14 protein-coding genes are annotated in these 15,589 nt (G+C 51.0%); 6 read left to right on the top strand and 8 right to left on the bottom strand.

Annotated features, from left to right (window positions below; translation table 11 throughout):
* Nucleotides 1-12: 12 nt before the first annotated feature.
* The 5 genes from ACE5LO_RS02445 (at nucleotide 13) to ACE5LO_RS02425 (ending at nucleotide 8,485) form a co-directional block, all read left to right on the top strand.
* Complete coding sequence (locus ACE5LO_RS02445) at nucleotides 13-1,278, top strand: TRAFAC clade GTPase domain-containing protein (protein ID WP_375518486.1); 1,266 nt, start codon at nucleotides 13-15, stop codon at nucleotides 1,276-1,278.
* The gene (locus ACE5LO_RS02440) at nucleotides 1,275-4,100 is read left to right on the top strand and encodes a GAP1-N2 domain-containing protein (RefSeq protein WP_375518485.1); all 2,826 of its coding nucleotides are present in this window, start codon (nucleotides 1,275-1,277) and stop codon (nucleotides 4,098-4,100) included. The genes ACE5LO_RS02445 and ACE5LO_RS02440 overlap by 4 nt, the downstream gene beginning before the upstream one ends.
* 251 nt (nucleotides 4,101-4,351) lie before the next feature.
* Nucleotides 4,352-4,759, top strand: a complete 408-nt coding sequence (gene flgB, locus ACE5LO_RS02435) for a flagellar basal body rod protein FlgB (RefSeq protein WP_375518484.1) — start codon at nucleotides 4,352-4,354, stop codon at nucleotides 4,757-4,759.
* 145 nt (nucleotides 4,760-4,904) lie between these two features.
* Complete coding sequence (locus ACE5LO_RS02430; protein WP_375518483.1) at nucleotides 4,905-5,435, top strand: hypothetical protein; 531 nt, start codon at nucleotides 4,905-4,907, stop codon at nucleotides 5,433-5,435.
* A 356-nt stretch (nucleotides 5,436-5,791) separates the two neighbouring features.
* Nucleotides 5,792-8,485, top strand: coding sequence for an endonuclease/exonuclease/phosphatase family protein (locus tag ACE5LO_RS02425; RefSeq protein WP_375518482.1), 2,694 nt, complete (start codon nucleotides 5,792-5,794; stop codon nucleotides 8,483-8,485).
* A gap of 94 nt (nucleotides 8,486-8,579) precedes the next feature.
* On the opposite strand, the gene kduD is transcribed toward ACE5LO_RS02425, so the two are convergent.
* The 6 genes from kduD to ACE5LO_RS02395 all read right to left on the bottom strand — a co-directional run bounded on the left by kduD (nucleotide 8,580) and on the right by ACE5LO_RS02395 (nucleotide 12,900).
* Nucleotides 8,580-9,332, bottom strand: coding sequence for a 2-dehydro-3-deoxy-D-gluconate 5-dehydrogenase KduD (gene kduD, locus ACE5LO_RS02420; RefSeq protein ID WP_375518481.1), 753 nt, complete (start codon nucleotides 9,330-9,332; stop codon nucleotides 8,580-8,582).
* A gap of 42 nt (nucleotides 9,333-9,374) precedes the next feature.
* Nucleotides 9,375-10,133 (bottom strand): DeoR/GlpR family DNA-binding transcription regulator, encoded by a 759-nt coding sequence (locus ACE5LO_RS02415; RefSeq protein WP_375518480.1) that lies wholly within the window; start codon nucleotides 10,131-10,133, stop codon nucleotides 9,375-9,377.
* A gap of 50 nt (nucleotides 10,134-10,183) precedes the next feature.
* Nucleotides 10,184-11,017 carry a 5-dehydro-4-deoxy-D-glucuronate isomerase gene (gene kduI, locus ACE5LO_RS02410; protein ID WP_375518479.1) on the bottom strand — a complete coding sequence of 278 codons (834 nt, stop codon included), beginning with the start codon at nucleotides 11,015-11,017 and terminating at the stop codon, nucleotides 10,184-10,186.
* Between the two features lie 117 nt (nucleotides 11,018-11,134).
* Entirely contained in the window at nucleotides 11,135-11,269 is a 135-nt protein-coding gene (locus ACE5LO_RS02405; protein WP_375518478.1) for a hypothetical protein, read from the bottom strand.
* Complete coding sequence (locus tag ACE5LO_RS02400) at nucleotides 11,248-12,177, bottom strand: aldo/keto reductase (protein WP_375518477.1); 930 nt, start codon at nucleotides 12,175-12,177, stop codon at nucleotides 11,248-11,250. The genes ACE5LO_RS02405 and ACE5LO_RS02400 overlap by 22 nt, the downstream gene beginning before the upstream one ends.
* 225 nt (nucleotides 12,178-12,402) lie before the next feature.
* Entirely contained in the window at nucleotides 12,403-12,900 is a 498-nt protein-coding gene (locus tag ACE5LO_RS02395; RefSeq protein WP_375518476.1) for a C40 family peptidase, read from the bottom strand.
* Nucleotides 12,901-13,081: 181 nt separating this feature from the next.
* Here ACE5LO_RS02395 and ACE5LO_RS02390 point away from each other — a divergent pair, with 181 nt between their 5' ends.
* On the top strand, nucleotides 13,082-13,306 hold the full coding sequence (locus ACE5LO_RS02390; protein ID WP_375518475.1) for a hypothetical protein: 225 nt from the start codon (nucleotides 13,082-13,084) through the stop codon (nucleotides 13,304-13,306).
* 79 nt (nucleotides 13,307-13,385) lie between these two features.
* Here ACE5LO_RS02390 and ACE5LO_RS02385 read toward each other — a convergent pair whose 3' ends face one another.
* Together ACE5LO_RS02385 and fabF are read right to left on the bottom strand one after the other, a co-directional pair.
* On the bottom strand, nucleotides 13,386-14,153 hold the full coding sequence (locus ACE5LO_RS02385; RefSeq protein ID WP_375518474.1) for a carbonic anhydrase: 768 nt from the start codon (nucleotides 14,151-14,153) through the stop codon (nucleotides 13,386-13,388).
* Nucleotides 14,154-14,341: 188 nt separating this feature from the next.
* Complete coding sequence (gene fabF, locus ACE5LO_RS02380; RefSeq protein ID WP_375518473.1) at nucleotides 14,342-15,586, bottom strand: beta-ketoacyl-ACP synthase II; 1,245 nt, start codon at nucleotides 15,584-15,586, stop codon at nucleotides 14,342-14,344.
* Nucleotides 15,587-15,589 lie beyond the last annotated feature (3 nt).

The following is a 15,589-nucleotide window of genomic DNA, read 5'->3' as shown; positions in this document are numbered from 1 at the left end:
AGGAGAGGAAGTATGGGCTTTTTTCAACAATTTTTCAAAAAGAAACCGCAGCCTGAACCGAGGCCGCTGTTCTATGATATCGTCTGCCCGTATTGCTTCAGCAAATTTTCACCGGAGGATGTAGTCTTCCGGGCTGCGCATCATCGTGAGGATGATGAGGATTTTGCGCTTGGTGAGGACGAGCTGCTGAATAAATACCGGGAGCGGTTTGGCCTCGACCAGGTGTACGAGATGGAGGCGGTGATTCATCCGTATGATGTGCCGGAGGAGCATCGCATGTATTCCGATCATGTGCTGATCGGTCTGACGGACCGCTACGGGGAGCTGACCCGGCGCCGTCTGTGCCCTCACTGCCACAATGAGCTGCCGGTCACGGCCGGCAAGGTGCCGAGCAACATCATTTCCATTATCGGGGCTTCGCAGGCGGGCAAGTCGGTCTACATGACCTCGCTGATTCATACGCTGCAGCACTATACCGCCGATCATTTCGGCGCCGCATGCATGCCGCTGAACGCGGAGATCAGCCGCAAATTCCGCACCCTGTACGAGGAGCCGCTGTTTGAGCGGGGCGATTTGCTCTCGTCCACACAAAAGGAGAAGATGCAGGAGCCTTTCATTTTCCAGTTTGTGTTCAAGGATGAGGAGAAGGCGCCGCTGACCTTGGTCTTTTTTGACGTGGCTGGTGAAGGCATGGTGGATCAGGATTATCTCGGTCTGCATGGCCAGCATATCAAAAATTCGGCAGGCATTCTGTTCATGGTCGATCCGCTGCAGATTCGCTCCATTCGTGAGCGCATCAAGCTGAACCTGGGCGGTCAGCCCGGGGAATTTGTGGCCCAATACGATGAACCCCGCGATGTTGTGCTGACGCTGTTCGGTGATTTTATTGCCTATCAGGACAAAACGAAAACGGATATTCCGACCGCGGTGGTGCTGACGAAAAGCGATATGCTGACGGCGCTTGCCGATGAGGAAGGCACTTATATCAAGAGCAACAGCAATATTTTTAACCCGATGGAGCACCACAATTATCTGGATCTGACCGAGATTGCTAATATTGACGGTGAAATCCGGCGTTTCATCGAGAAGGTGGACAGGCCGTTCAAAGGCACGATGGATGTCTATTTTTCCGACACCGCTTATTTTGCCGTTTCCGCGCTTGGCAGCAATCCGGTGGATCAGAAGCTGCAGGGGCTGGTCAGCCCGATCCGGGTGGATGAGCCTTTCATCTGGCTGCTGTACAAACTGAAGTATGTTGAGGGGAGAGAATTGCATTGAGCAGTTTGAAGCCCATTCAGCAGCAGATGTATACCCGTGAAAGGCAGGGCATTTTCCGGTCTGCTGAAGGGTTTGATACGATTGCCAAATCGCAGGGGCTGGAGAACAACTGGATCAAGAAAGTGCTGCATCCTTTGTGTATGTATGATGCGCCGACAGATCTGACTTCGCGTGGGGAGAAGGACGAGAAGGCTTATCCGGATGCCGTTCACCTCGTACGGACAGAGAACGGAGATATCGTGCTGGGGCGCAGCTTATATAAGGCTGCCGATTTTACGGGCCTGAGAAGCGCATTCTTCACGCATAACTATGTCATTCCTGCCGGACACGGAGAGGGGACTGCAGATTACAAGCAGTGGCTGAATACAGCCTTTGCGGACTCCTACGACATCGAACAGGGAATGGAGCTGCCCGAGCTGGACCGTCTGCCTGCGGAAAAGATATATCCCGCCGTCACCCCGGCATCCGTGCTTTCCGAGCTGAATATTGATGAACAGACCTTCAAAAGACTATTGTATGCGGTCATGATGTCGCTGTCCGGCCGCAAAAAGGTATATGTCTCGCTGAATGTTCCGGCCGGGGAAACCTCTGCTGCTGCCCAAAAGCTGCTGTTTGTTTTGTACGGCTATATGCCTTACGCATTCAGAAAGAGACTTGGTTTCCTGACCTATGCCGCGGAGCCTGCCAGCAGGAAAGGTATTCAATTGACGTTTGTGGTTCAGGGCGGCTTGCGTCCGGGAGACCGGAATATTGAGAAGGAATTTGTGTTTGACCTTCCGCAGGGACGAATTCTGAACGCAGAGGCTGAAGAGGCTGAAAGGCCATTTCTGGAGTTGATGTGGGAGCATGTAAAAAGCGGAGAATCGCCTGAAGCATTCTTCAAGTTCGCGGATCAGATGCTGAACGGAATGGAAACCGGGCGCGGGCTGAGCTTGCAGGGATACGATGAGCTGAGCGTCTTTTACCGGATGGAGCGGGGCGAGAATGAGTGGTATCAACGGACTAAAGCGTCGGTACTTCAAGGGCTGAACGCATACCTGACCAGCCCGGAAGCAATGCGGCGGCGGATGAGGCTGAATGATCTGTTTCTGGCCGCGTTCGACCGTGAGTTTGACGCCGTCAGACAAGGAGCGTTGCCAGACCTGGACGTGGTCAAGTGCTTCAAGGATTACTACAACGCCGATTCCTCGTATCTCGGCAACAAGCTGATCGAGTATCTGATTCGCTCATTGAGCAATCTGCATTCCGCCAAAAGAACGGACATAACAGCGCAGATCTGCCAAATTATCGACAGCAGCCCGGCGCTTCTAGCGGCATTTTTACATAAGGTGCTCAGCACAAGCGCCTTGACGAACGCGCTGTTCCTTCCTTATGCTGAACAGAAGCTTGCGAGGGCTGCGGACGTACAGGATATGCTTGACCTGATCCGGGACTGGGGCAGAGTTCAGCCTGAGCTGCTGAATCGTCCGGAGTTCCAGAAGCGGGCGGAAGCGGCGGTCATGGACCGGCTGCGTTCCATGCCGCAGCGGCACGAAGCAACGGTACATTTTCAGCAAAGTGTGTTGAACATGATGCATGAAAGGCTCGGCACACCCGCTGAAGAAGCATTGCTGGACAGGCTCTTTGAAGCGGGGGAGCGTTTCCTGCTGACGGAGGTTAAGCTGCAGGAGATCACGCCAGCCCAACTGAAGCAATTGGGCTTCTGCACCCGCCCCGATCTTGGACCATGGGTAGCCCAGCTCCCGCCAAGGCTGCAGTCGCTGGCTGTCGAATTTGTGGCGGCCTATGATTGGTTCACAACGGAGAAGCCGGAGCCATCATTGCTTATGGAGCTTGCGGTGCAGGAACGGGAGCATGTGCGCGGCTGGGCCATGCGCTGGCTGCCAGCCGAGCTGCAAAACGGAAATTATGCCAGGCTGCTTCCTGCTTACATTGAGCTGCCGGAGAAAGGAAGCAGGGTATTGAATTTCGGTGCGCTGCTGAAGGATGTGCGGAGCTGGGCAGGGGACACTGAGCTCGTATGCCGCTTTATCCGCTGGAGCGAGCAGCATACGGAATTCGGCAACCCGCGTACAGGCTTCCATCCGGATTATCAGAAGAGCCTGATGGTGTTCTTCAAGGAGGAAGGTAAGGAGGGCCTGCACAAGAAATCGCTGTGGCGGCGCCATTTCGAGCCGGCGCAAGGTCCTTACCTGGCCTTTTACAATAAGGCGAAACGGGCAACCGATCCGCCGCTGCTGCAAACGCTGCGTAAGCTGCGCAAGGGCAGAGCGCTGCTGGTATTGCTTGCTACAGGCGCTCTGGTTGCGGCAGTGGTCGTTTTCGCCTCCGGTCTGTTAAGCCCGGAACCGGAAGACACCTCTTTGCAGAAGGCCCAGACGAATCATACGTCGACCGTCGCTATAACGCAAACGGAGCCGATCTCGCCGCAGGAGGTTCCGGCAGTACAAGTGACTTTGCTGGCGAGAGAGGAAGGCTCAACAGCGAAAGGGTTAAAACTTTTGTTTGCATTCACAGACGTCGTACGGCAGGAGACATTTGAACCGGAGTCGATCAACATCACGGACCCGGAGGGGAACCGGCATGAACTTAAAGACTTTTTGCTTGAGCCGATGACGCCGGATGCTTCGAACGGGGACGGAAAAGGCACCCAGTCAAAGAGCGAGACCGGGTCGAAGCCGCCTTCCTATCCTTACAAGGTATTGGTTACATTCAATGAAGACTATTCCATTCAGGGAGGGAGCACGGTTGAAGTGGACGGGGAACAATATCCGATTACTTCAGCAGTTGATTCCGATAAGGGAAATGCAGGCGAACGTTAGTGGAATTGTGGGCGGTATTTTGGTAGAGCTTGTTAGTGTGCAGGCTTTTCCAGGGGTACTGCTGGCTTCTGCTGGTGCTTGCATTGATTACAGTATGGAGTGCGAGAAGGTACGGTTTTCCACGATAATTTTTTAAGACTTTTAAAAAATTCTCTAAATCACAGTGTTTGCTCTTCATTTTTGCAATGAAGGAGCCGATAAAGAACTTATATTTGTCTCTTTTGATCTGTAATGAAGAGGAGAAGGTCACCATGATTCATTCCAATAATAATGAGCTGAACGCGTCCCTGCTGGTCGCGCTGAATGCCAGAAACCGCGTGATCGCGAACAATGTTGCCAATGCCGATACGCCGTATTACAAGGCCCAGTCTGTTGAATTTGAAGAAGAGCTGAAGCGCAAGCTGGAAAGCGGCTCAGGGGGTCAGCTTCTCCTGAAGCGTACGAACCCGAGACATCTGCCCATGCCGAGCGCCTCCAATCAGGTGGAGTTTAAGGTTGTTGAAGATCAGAACACAACAATGAACAACAACAAAAACAATGTGGATATCGATAAGGAGATGTCTGCGCTGGCGGAGAACCAGTTACTGTACAACTACACCGTTGACCGGGTGAGCGGTTATTATTCCAAAATGAAAAATCTGCTTTCCGATTTGAAATAGGTAATCGAATATTTTGAAAAGTGGAAATCCGCGCCTATGCGCGGATTTTTTGTTAATCGACAGCTGTTTTTGTTACAGTAGAGTTTAAAAGGGACACTATATAAATAGCGAGTTTTTGAAAGAAATCTGCAAAGGAGGAGAAGGGATGGCAGCAAGACAAAACATCAGAGTTCCTTACGGATATGAATCACCTGAAGAGAGCCGCAAAGGGACGCTGATTTTTTATGACTCTTTTGAGGATGTAACAGATGCTGAACTGGAGCGGGCTTTCACGGCCTTTGAGCGGCGTGCTTTTGCCAAGCTGGTGCTGTATCCGCTGCATGAAGAGACGGTTCGGCGAATGTGGAAGGAGCCAGTCAGCGCCTTTCATAAACGGCAAAAAAGTTTGGAGGAATGGAAGCTGGATTCCGGTCATTCCACAGTCAGCATTCAGAATTGGGACGGCAAACGCAAAAAATACACACCGATCGATACTGCTTTGCGTTATCTGACCGAGGTGTATCCGTCACCGTATTTTCTCTATATGACTCCTGAAATGGCCAATTTATTCGCTTCCTTTTCCACGTTTGAAGAGTGGATCGTGCAGCTTAGACTGCTCTTGTCCACCGGCCCGGAGACCGTCCATCCACGACTTGAGAAGTTTCGGAGCAGGTGGGATGTATTTGCCGAAGAGTAAAAAAAACAGGGTGCTCCGTAGTGGAGTACCCTGTTTTTGATCCGCGATATGTTATAAAAATACCTAGCCGATAACCCCAACCGACGAAGCGGTGGCCGTCGGTCCAGTCAGCCAAGAATAGGAGGATAACGGCAGATTATCGGCCGACAGCCACTTAGCCAGCGAACACGTATCTTGTGTCTGCTGGCTTTTTGCTTTTTTACGTAAGGTCAAAATAAACGGAAAAATTAACAATTTATTCACTTGTATTTTATATTGACTTGAGCATTCGACTTTAAGCTAGAAACAGATGTCTAGGAATCTTCCTGAACAACTAAGAGAATATGACAAGGACCTGAAAGGGAGGGAAACATACTGTGTCTCAAGTGAAATCATTATTTAGTCGTCTGATATGCGCCATGCTTGCAGTCGTCCTCAGCCTGCCGATGCTAGGTCTATTTGCACAAAAGGCTCATGCGGCCGATTATACGATGGCTGCGAACAAGCCCGTTTACTGGCAGGGTGAAAGTGTTGAAGTGACCTATTCCGGAGCTGTTAATGAAAAAGATTGGATAGCTGTATACGAAGCTTCCAATGATAATCTGAAAAACTACCTGGAGTGGCATTATACGGGAACGGGAGAAGGTACCTTAACATTCAATACTTCTTCCTTGAAACCGGGGGACTATACTCTTCGTTTTTTGGTTAACGACGGCTATCAAGTTGAGGAAAGTACCTCGTTTACCATTGAAGCGCTGCCGGCACCTTCCGGCCTGTCTCTGGACGCAGTGATCGGCGGCGATAAAAACATTACCGGTGATGTCACGATTACACCGCCTGCAAACAATAAGGTCATTCAAAATTATAAATTGTATTGGGGTGGAACGAGCGGTATGCTCCCTGGCGTACCTGAAGTGACCACGGTAACATACGCTGCTTATCAGAAGGATGTCATGTTCACGTTTCAACCGGGTACCGTCGTGCCAGAAGGAGCTACTTCACTCCTGGCCTATTCCGAACATGAAGGACTGCAATCACAATCCTTTGCGAGAGCGCTGCTTCCCGGATATGTGACCCCGGACGAGGTGGATTTGACCGTGATGAGCTTTAATATTTGGCAAGGACCGGTCAAATCCAAATACGGCGTTGACGGTGCCGCGCAGCATATCGCAAATGCCATCCGTGAAAGCGGAGCCGATGTGGCGGGCATTCAAGAAACGGACAGAGATATCGTCGTCAAAGCAGCGCAATTGCTCGGGTATCAAGCGGCTGTCAAATCTGGCAGCGACCTCAGTCTGATCAGCAAATATCCAATCATCGAGGTTGATGAAGCGAATGACTATTATCTGATCGAAGTCGTGCCGGACAAAGCGGTGGCCATCGGCAATATCCATTTGTCTTCTTCGCCTTATGGTCCATACGATATCCAGGAGGGCAAAACGGTCGAAGCAGTTTTGCAGAACGAGAATATGTATCATATGACGGAAATGAAGAGTATGTTCAACAAGCTCCCGGTTTTGGCCGCGCAAGGAATGCCCGTATTCCTCACTGGCGATTTCAACGTTCCGTCACACCTGGATTGGGTTGAAGGCAATAAAAATCGCCATAGTGGTCAAACTGTCGAATGGCCGGTATCCAAGAAGCTGGAGGAACTTGGTTTCCAGGATTCCTATCGTGTCGTCCATTCCGATCCTGTAGCGGAGCCTACCATTACTTGGGCTGCCGAAGGAACGGAATGGAAGAATCCAGAAATGTATGATCGGATCGATTATGTATACAGTCACGGCCCTGCTGTTGTAAAGAACAGCCAAGTCTATGGCGAGAAACAGGTTGCCGGAGGCAACTCCAGTTCCTTTACTAAAGCCGACGTGGGATTGGATACTTGGGTATCCGACCACAGAGCTGTGGTTTCGACTTTCACCGTAACTCCGCGCAGTTACAATGACTTGGAGTTGCCGAAAGATCCAGAAATCGAAAAAGCGACGATAAGTCTGGAAAAAAACGTTTTCGCTCATGGCGAACCGATTACAGTCAGTTATAAAGGTGCCCAAAGCCTGACGGATTGGATCGGGATCTATAAGAAGGATGAAAGTCCAGGCGGTCCTGCTTCACAAAAATGGGACTATGTGCCGAGTCAGCCTGACGGTAAATTGACATTGGATGACAACAGCGAGGGCAAAGTAGCCACCATGGCGGATATTGCGCCAGGCGAATATTTTGTGACCTTGCTGCTCAACGGCGGTTATCAGGAAAATACCGAGCGGATTTACTTTAAAATTACCACCAAGACAACACCAGAAACTCCAGAAACTCCAGAAACTCCGGGAACGCCGACAACGCCGAAACCGCATGATTCGAATGATGATGATTCGGATGATTCATCCTCGGGTGGCAGTTCGAGCAATGGTTCAGTTTCGAAACCGGGACAGGAACAATCAAAGCCTGGCGCCGGGTCTGAAACCAACCCGGAAACTACACCGGCAGATGACGATGAGCAGCCTGCAAAACCAAGCACAGCGGTTGAATCGGTCTTTACCGACATCGACTCTTCATTCCAAGCGATCGATGCGCTTCAATCTATGTTTGACAAAGGTGTCATTAAAGGTATAGACGGAAGCAAGTTCAACGGCAACGGCAAATTAAACCGCGCGGATTCCGTGATCATGTTGAACCGGTTGTTCAACATTGCGGGCCAATCCGGGACCAGCTTTGCCGATGTCAAGCCGAACAGCTACTATGCCAACGATATTGCCGCGGCAAATCAGCTTGGTCTGGTCAACGGAACAAGCAGCGGCAGGTTTAACCCTGCGGGCAAAATTCGCAAATTGGATTATTTGGTGATGTTCTATAGATACTTGAATCATCAAGGGCGGATATCCAACCCGCAAGAGATGAGCTCGTTGAATGCCGCTGCATTGAACAATGTGCCGGGATATGCTCAGCAAGCCATCCATTACTTCCTGAATGTCGGGTTCCTTAAACCTGATTCTTCGAATCTTTATAATGAGCTTACCCGCACAGATGCGGTTGTATTGCTTGCTCAACTGAATGAACAATTTTTGGAAGAATAACCCCTATCTTTAATACTGGGAATAGAAAAAAGGTTTCCGCTAACTCAAGCCAGCGGAAACCTTTTTTCTATTCTAAAACCAGTAATTCAGAGAGTTAGCGGGCCATCCAGCCGCCGTCAACACAAAGAACATGTCCGTTCATATAGTCGGAGGCAGCGGAAGCGAGGAATACGGCAGGCCCCTGGAGATCCTCCGGCGTGCCCCAGCGTCCTGCCGGAATGCGCTCGGTAATGGAACGTGTCCGGTCAGGGTCCTGCAGAATGGGCGCCGTATTGTTCGTATCGATGTAGCCTGGCGCAATAGCGTTGACCTGGATACCCATTTGCGCCCATTCGTTGGCCAGCGCTTTCGTCAAACCGGCAATGCCATGCTTGCTCGCGGTATATCCGGGAACGTTGATGCCGCCCTGGAAGGAGAGCATGGAGGCGATATTGATGATTTTGCCGCTGCCGCGGCTGATCATATGCCGTCCGGCGAACTGTGACAGGATAAAAATAGAGTTGAGGTTCAAATTGATGACATCGTTCCAGTCCTGCAGACTGTGCTCTGCCGCTGGAGCTCTGCGAATCGTGCCTGCATTATTGACGAGAATATCAATGTTTCCCGTTAAGCTCAGGGCATCAGTGAACACCTGCTCAATACCGTCGGTTTTGCCGAGGTCGGCCTTGATATCGAGCGCCTGTCTTCCCAGATTACGAACGGCAGAAACTGCTTGCTCGCTGCCTGATCTGGATACGGTAACGACATTGGCCCCCGCCTCAGCAAGACCAATCGCAATACTTTCCCCGATTCCGCCGGAGCTGCCTGTGACGAGCGCCGTTTTTCCTTCAAGCTGAAACCATTGCATATAATAATGACACTCCTTTATACAGATGTCGGATGGATAGAATCAGGTGTTACTGATTATGCGGACGCCTGTCTCCCTAATACGCTGGCCCTGCTCGCTATCCGGAATCCGGTCCGTAATAATGGCTGTCAGATCCGACAGAGGGGCGAAGGTACGCAGGGCAGTCTGTCCGAATTTGTGATGATCCACAGCGGCGTACACCTCTTTGGAGACCGCGATCAGCGCCCGCTTGAAATCAATAAGATCGCTTGTATACACGGACAAACCGTTCTCCGGGTGGATGGCGGTAGAAGAGATAAATACTTTCCGGATATTCAGGCCCTGTATGAAGGCCACTGCTTCCGGACCTGCAAGCACATTGCGGACACGGTAACCGCCTGGTACAACAAGGCGAATATGATCCTTTGGAGCCAGCTCGCTGATGATATATACATCATTGGTAATGACCGTGATTGATTCCGGTCCCAGCTGCTTCGCAATTTCCAGTGTCGTGCTGCCGCCGTCCAGGGCGATAATATCGTTCTCGACGATGAGTGACGAGGCAGCAGCGGCGATTTTCTTTTTTTCGGACAGGTGCTTGATTTGCGATTCCTGCTCGGGCAGAATCCCGTATTGCTCGCGGCTAGCCAGCATGGCCCCGCCGTGGACACGCACGACGAAGCCCTGCTCCTCCAGTTTGGTAAGATCCTCACGGATCGTTTTGCCGGTGACATTCAGGCGCTCGCTGAGCTCATTGACCGTCACTTCTTTGTCACGCAGCAGGACCTCCATAATAACCTCATATCTTCTTAGAGGGTTCATAAAGCAGTCATCCGTTCTGTTATTGCTTAAGATTCTAGAATGTATAAACTTTATCTTAACTCGTCCATGGCCACGCCGTCCATATCCTCGAAAATCTGGTTTTCCCCGGCCATTCCCCATATAAATGTGTAATTATGAGTGCCTACGCCGCTGTGAATGGACCAGCTGGGGGAGATAACTGCCTGTTCATTGCGCATAACGACATGGCGTGTCTGCTGGGGTTCTCCCATGAGATGAAATACGACGGCATCGTCCGGAAGATTGAAATACAGATAGACTTCGGAACGGCGGTTATGAGTATGAGCTGGCATCGTATTCCACATATTGCCCGGCTCCAGCACGGTCATGCCCATCACGAGCTGGCAGCTTTGAATGCCTTTATCATGGATATAACGATAAATCGTCCGCTCATTGGAGTGGTCAATGGCTCCAAGATGAACATTAAACGCATCGGAAGGACCTGTTTTCGCCGTTGGGTAGGTTTTGTGGGCCGGTGTCGAATTCAAATAAAATTTGGCCGGATTGGCGGCATCGCTGCTCTTGAACAGCACTTCCTTAGCTCCCAGCCCTACATACAGGCACTCCCGCGTGTCCAATTCGTAATCGCTGCCGTCTACGGTTACCGTACCGGGGCCTCCGATGTTAATGATTCCCACTTCGCGGCGTTCCAGAAAGGTGTCTGCGCCAATGGTTTTGGAATCCGCTTTCAGTTCTATCGCTTCCTGAACCGGAACGGCTGCGCCGATGATGTAGCGGTCGACATGGGAATAGACCAGCTTGAGCTCACCGGGCACAAATAAAGACTCAATGACATACTCATGTCGAAGGCGCTCCGTGTCGAAGGCTTTCACTTCATTGGGATGAGAGGCGTGGCGGTTTTCCATAATTACTGTCTCCTTCATGTTCGTTTTGGTTAAAATAAAGTTTATATAAGTTTAAATTACTCCAAATAAGTTCATTTGACAAGTGGATACACAAGATTTTTCAGCACGTTGGTTTAACTAAAACAGCGATCGCCCGGGATTGTTCTCGTCCTGGGCGATCGCTGTTTTAATTTCCGGGATCAATATGGTCACAATTTGGCTTCCCGTCAGCCCAGACTGGCGGGGAATCTTTATTTTCGCAGATCCAGCCATTCGAGTTCCTCTTGTGTCAGCTTAATTTCCGCACCTTCGGCACAGGAATCCAGCTCCGCAGGGTTGCGGGCGCCAATGACCGCACTGGTTGGGAACGGCTGATTCAACACATACGCAAGGGCAATCTGAATGGTGCTGGCATTCTTCTGCTCTGCAAGCTGCTCCGCGCGCCGGAGGCGCTCCCAGTTATCGTCACTGTAAAATACGCGCACCAAATCTTCATTATCCCGCCGCTCCGGTGTGAATTGCCCGGTGAAAAAGCCTCTGGCCTGCGAAGACCAGGATAACAGCGGAAGCTGCTGCTGTTCATGCCAATCGCAGGTCTCCTGATCGGCAGAGACACAGCCTGGCCAGAAGGGTTCATTGGCTTTGGCCAGACTGAGGTTCGGGCTGCTGAAGGAGAAGCCCTGCAATCCGTGAGCCGCTGCGTATTCATTCGCTTCCTGCAGCCGCTGCCATGTCCAGTTGGAGGCGCCGATGGCTTCAATCGTTCCGGCCTCAATGTGACGGTTCAGAGCTTCGAGGATCTCCCCCACAGGGACGGAGGGGTCATCCCGGTGCAGGGCGTAGAGCTCTACCGAGGATGTCTGCAGCCTCTCCAGACTGCGGGCCAGATCCGCATCAATGGCTGCACGGTTTACACGCGGCCCGTTCTGATCATGATGCGCCCCTTTGGTCAGAATCACCCACTGATCGCGGTTTCCCTTTTCCTGCATATATCTGCCGATGACTTCTTCACTTTGACCGCCGGTATAAATATAAGCCGTATCGATTGTATTGCCGCCGGCTGCCAGAAAAGCATCCAGATTGCGCGCGGCCGTATCATAGGTTTCATGGGTAAAATAATCGGAGCCTTTAATCAGCCGTGACACCGGTTTACGAGTTCCTTCAATTGAAATATAGTCCATAACGTTGTCGCCTCCCTGATCGCTTTAAATCCTTCTCAAGAATCTGATGGTTGCTGCCTCAGGGTTATATTAACATTGTGAAGAAAACGGTTCCATATAAAAAATACGAAGCGGGATTACAAAATACCACTTCTTTTTTGTTATATCAGGAGCCGTACAGCATACGAAAGGGGTGCCCAGGTCAAAGGACCTTATGGGACACCCCGGATATCTGGATATTAAAAATTAAAAGTGCCGTCCAGTAATATAGCGGCTGCCCCAGTAACCAGTATTAATACTGGCGATGGAAACACCTTTGTGCGGCATGTTGCTGATCATTTTGCCGTTTCCGATATAAATGCCGACATGATCGATTTTACCGGGCTTGTCCACGCTGAACATCACAAGATCACCGACGGACAGCTTGCTCTTGCTGACTGCTTTCCCGCGTTTGGCCTGGGCTTTGGAGCTCCAGGGCAGATCTATTCCGTTCTTCTTGAACACAAATTGGGTAAAGGAGGAGCAATCAAAGATCAGCCTGGAAGGATTGCGAACACCAAACTTGTATGTAACTTTGCCTTGATAGGACTTGGCGGTATTGACGATGCTGCGTCCGCTGGTTGCAGAAAATTCCTGGGCGGAATCAAATGCGGAATCGGAGGCCGAAGCGGAACTTGGAGTTATGAAACTAACAGCAGAGAAAAGCGTCGAGATCGTTAAAGCGGCAGTAACCAGTTTTTTCATGAGTCATCTCACTTCCTTGATTGGTAGATATATCAGTTACAGGAGTACATTAGCATAGGCGCTAACAAAATATCTTTAGTGGATGTTTGGGCATGGAGGAAATTTCGGCCAAAGGCACATGAAAATCGGCCCGTATGCCGATAAAAAAATAGAACATCGGGGAAGGTCGGGTGAAGGTGAAATGAAAGTTAATGGGCGCAGAAAAGGCGGCAGATTATGGATCAATATGTCCAGCGGATTTCACAAATTGGGTGATTACAGAGTGGAATTTGACGTCAGTACAGGGGACAGGCTCATGTCCAGTCTGACCCGGCGGGTATATTCCATCGTGCGGATTCAAATCGGAGAGCAAAGCTTTGCCGAGCTTGAGCTATTCGTGAAGGAAGAAGTCAGTCTTGACGTATAAAAGAACGCAGGAAACCTCAAATAACCGGCTTCGAACTTAAGGCCGGTTATTTGAGGTTCATCCTTACAATTATATCCATTCAGTGCTCTACGCTCACTGCTTTACGATCTCCTAGAGGCTGTACCGGACGATGATTGTCAGGAAAAATGGCTGCAAATTGGTCAATTTGCGCTTGCGACATTTCAATCGGGTTGTCCAGTACAATCCAGCTTACACCCTCGGTGCACGGCGGTGTCGTGAGCGAGCCGCTGTACCGGATGGAATGCAGGTTTGCCGGAAGCATGGAGGCGGGATCAACGGTGTCTTCCAGCTCAACTGCTTCTTCTGTTTCCGTGGCAGGCATGCTGCTCCATATGCTCTCGAACGCCTTATTTTCAGCACCCTTTTTGATCAGAACACCAAGCACTGCGGTTTTGCCATCCCCGCTTTTATGGACAAAATGCAGCTCCATGTCCGCATGTTGCCCGTCGATCTGATGCTCGCTCGGGTGATGGAAATGGAACTGGGCAAGCATAAACCTGGTTCCATCCAGGACGATATAATTTTGGTGATCCTTCAGACCAACCTGAATCGTATATCCGTTGTTTTGTATATTTGCTTCCGTTTTGCCATAATGAACCTCCATCGGCTGGATAGTGTCAGAAGCTGTCAGTTCGGAGTGTTTAATATCGATGGGGGACTGCTGTGTTCCGTTTTTACATGCCAGATAATCTTCATCCAGCTCGCCCCAGTGCTCCGGCCCGGTATCGCCTTCATAGGTCCAATGTGCGGGAGAGGCTTGGGAAGCAGCGGCCATAAAAACAAGGACAAGCACAGTCATACAAGCGATTTGTAACTTGGTTTTCATTTCCTTTTCCTCCACTATTCCGTTTGTATATAACTTGTAACAATGTGGTTTATTTCATACCAAGCTTCAAGGGCATTAGGACTTTGTTAACTGAGATGTTGCATGCCAAAAACTAGGGAAAGTGGAGGAGGAAAAAGAGGAAGACCGCCCCAGATTTTTAGGAGGGGACGGCCATTGAGGATGATACATTACGGCATAAACTTTCTGACAATAATAGCGGAATTATGCCCGCCAAAGCCGAAGGAATTGGACATGCCGATCGCCAGCTCGTCCTTCCTTGCCTGATTCGGCACATAATCGAGGTCGCATTCCGGGTCAGGCGTCTCCAGGTTGATGGTCGGCGGGACGATGCCATCCTGCAGCGATTTCACCAACGCAACCGCTTCGACGGCGCCTGATGCCCCCAGCATATGGCCAGTCATGGACTTGTTCGCAGTGACGGGCATATTGTAAGCATGATCCCCGAATACCTGCTTGAGCGCGGCGGTCTCCGAGCGGTCCCCGATCAGCGTGCTCGTGGCATGGGCGCTAATGATGTCCACCTGTTCCGGAGAGATACCGGCTTCGGACAATGCAGCAACCATCGCGCGGGCCGCCCCATTTCCGTCCGGAGGGGTGGCTACCATATGGTAGGCGTCTGAACTCGCCCCGTAACCGATCACCTCTGCCAGAATGGTGGCGCCTCTGCTTTGCGCATGGGAGAGAGATTCCAGAACAAGGATGCCGGCCCCCTCCGCCATGACAAATCCATCCCGTTCCGCGTCAAACGGGCGGCTTGCCCGCTCAGGCTCGGCATTGCGGGTGGAGAGGGCGGTTGCATTGGCAAAGCTGGACAGGGCAATATCCGTTAGGGCCGCCTCTGTGCCGCCCGCGATCATGATGTCCGAACGCCCGGCCTGGATGTTGAAAAATGCTTCTCCAATAGCAGTGTTTCCAATGGAGCAGGCGGTCACCGGCGACATGGACGGGCCAAGCGCGCCATACCTGATGCTAATCATGGCGGCTGCCATATTGGAAATCATCATGGGCACCAGAACGGGACTGATCCGTTCCGGTCCGCGTGCGGCGAGAACGGCGCTCTGGTTCAACAGGCTTTGAATACCTCCTGTACCGGAGCCGACATACACCCCGAACCGCTCCCTATTTATCTCTTCAAGCTTGAGTTCTGATTGCTGTAGGGCCTCATCCGCAGCGGCCAGAGCGAACTGGCAGAAGCGGTCCATTTTGCGGGCTTCTTTAGTGCCAAAAAGCGCATTTGCATCGAAATCATGTACAATCCCCGCCATTTTCACCTTTTGCTTTGATGTATCCAGCGAATCTATTTGCGAAATTCCGGATTTCCCGCGTACAAGGCCGGACCAGAACGCTTCCACATGATTGCCCAGTGGCGTAATAACACCCATACCGGTGATTACGACTCTTTCTTTTTCCATAAC

The organism is Paenibacillus medicaginis (assembly GCF_042138635.1).
GTDB lineage: Bacteria > Bacillota > Bacilli > Paenibacillales > Paenibacillaceae > Paenibacillus > Paenibacillus medicaginis.
This window is presented reverse-complemented; position numbering and strand designations above follow the sequence as displayed.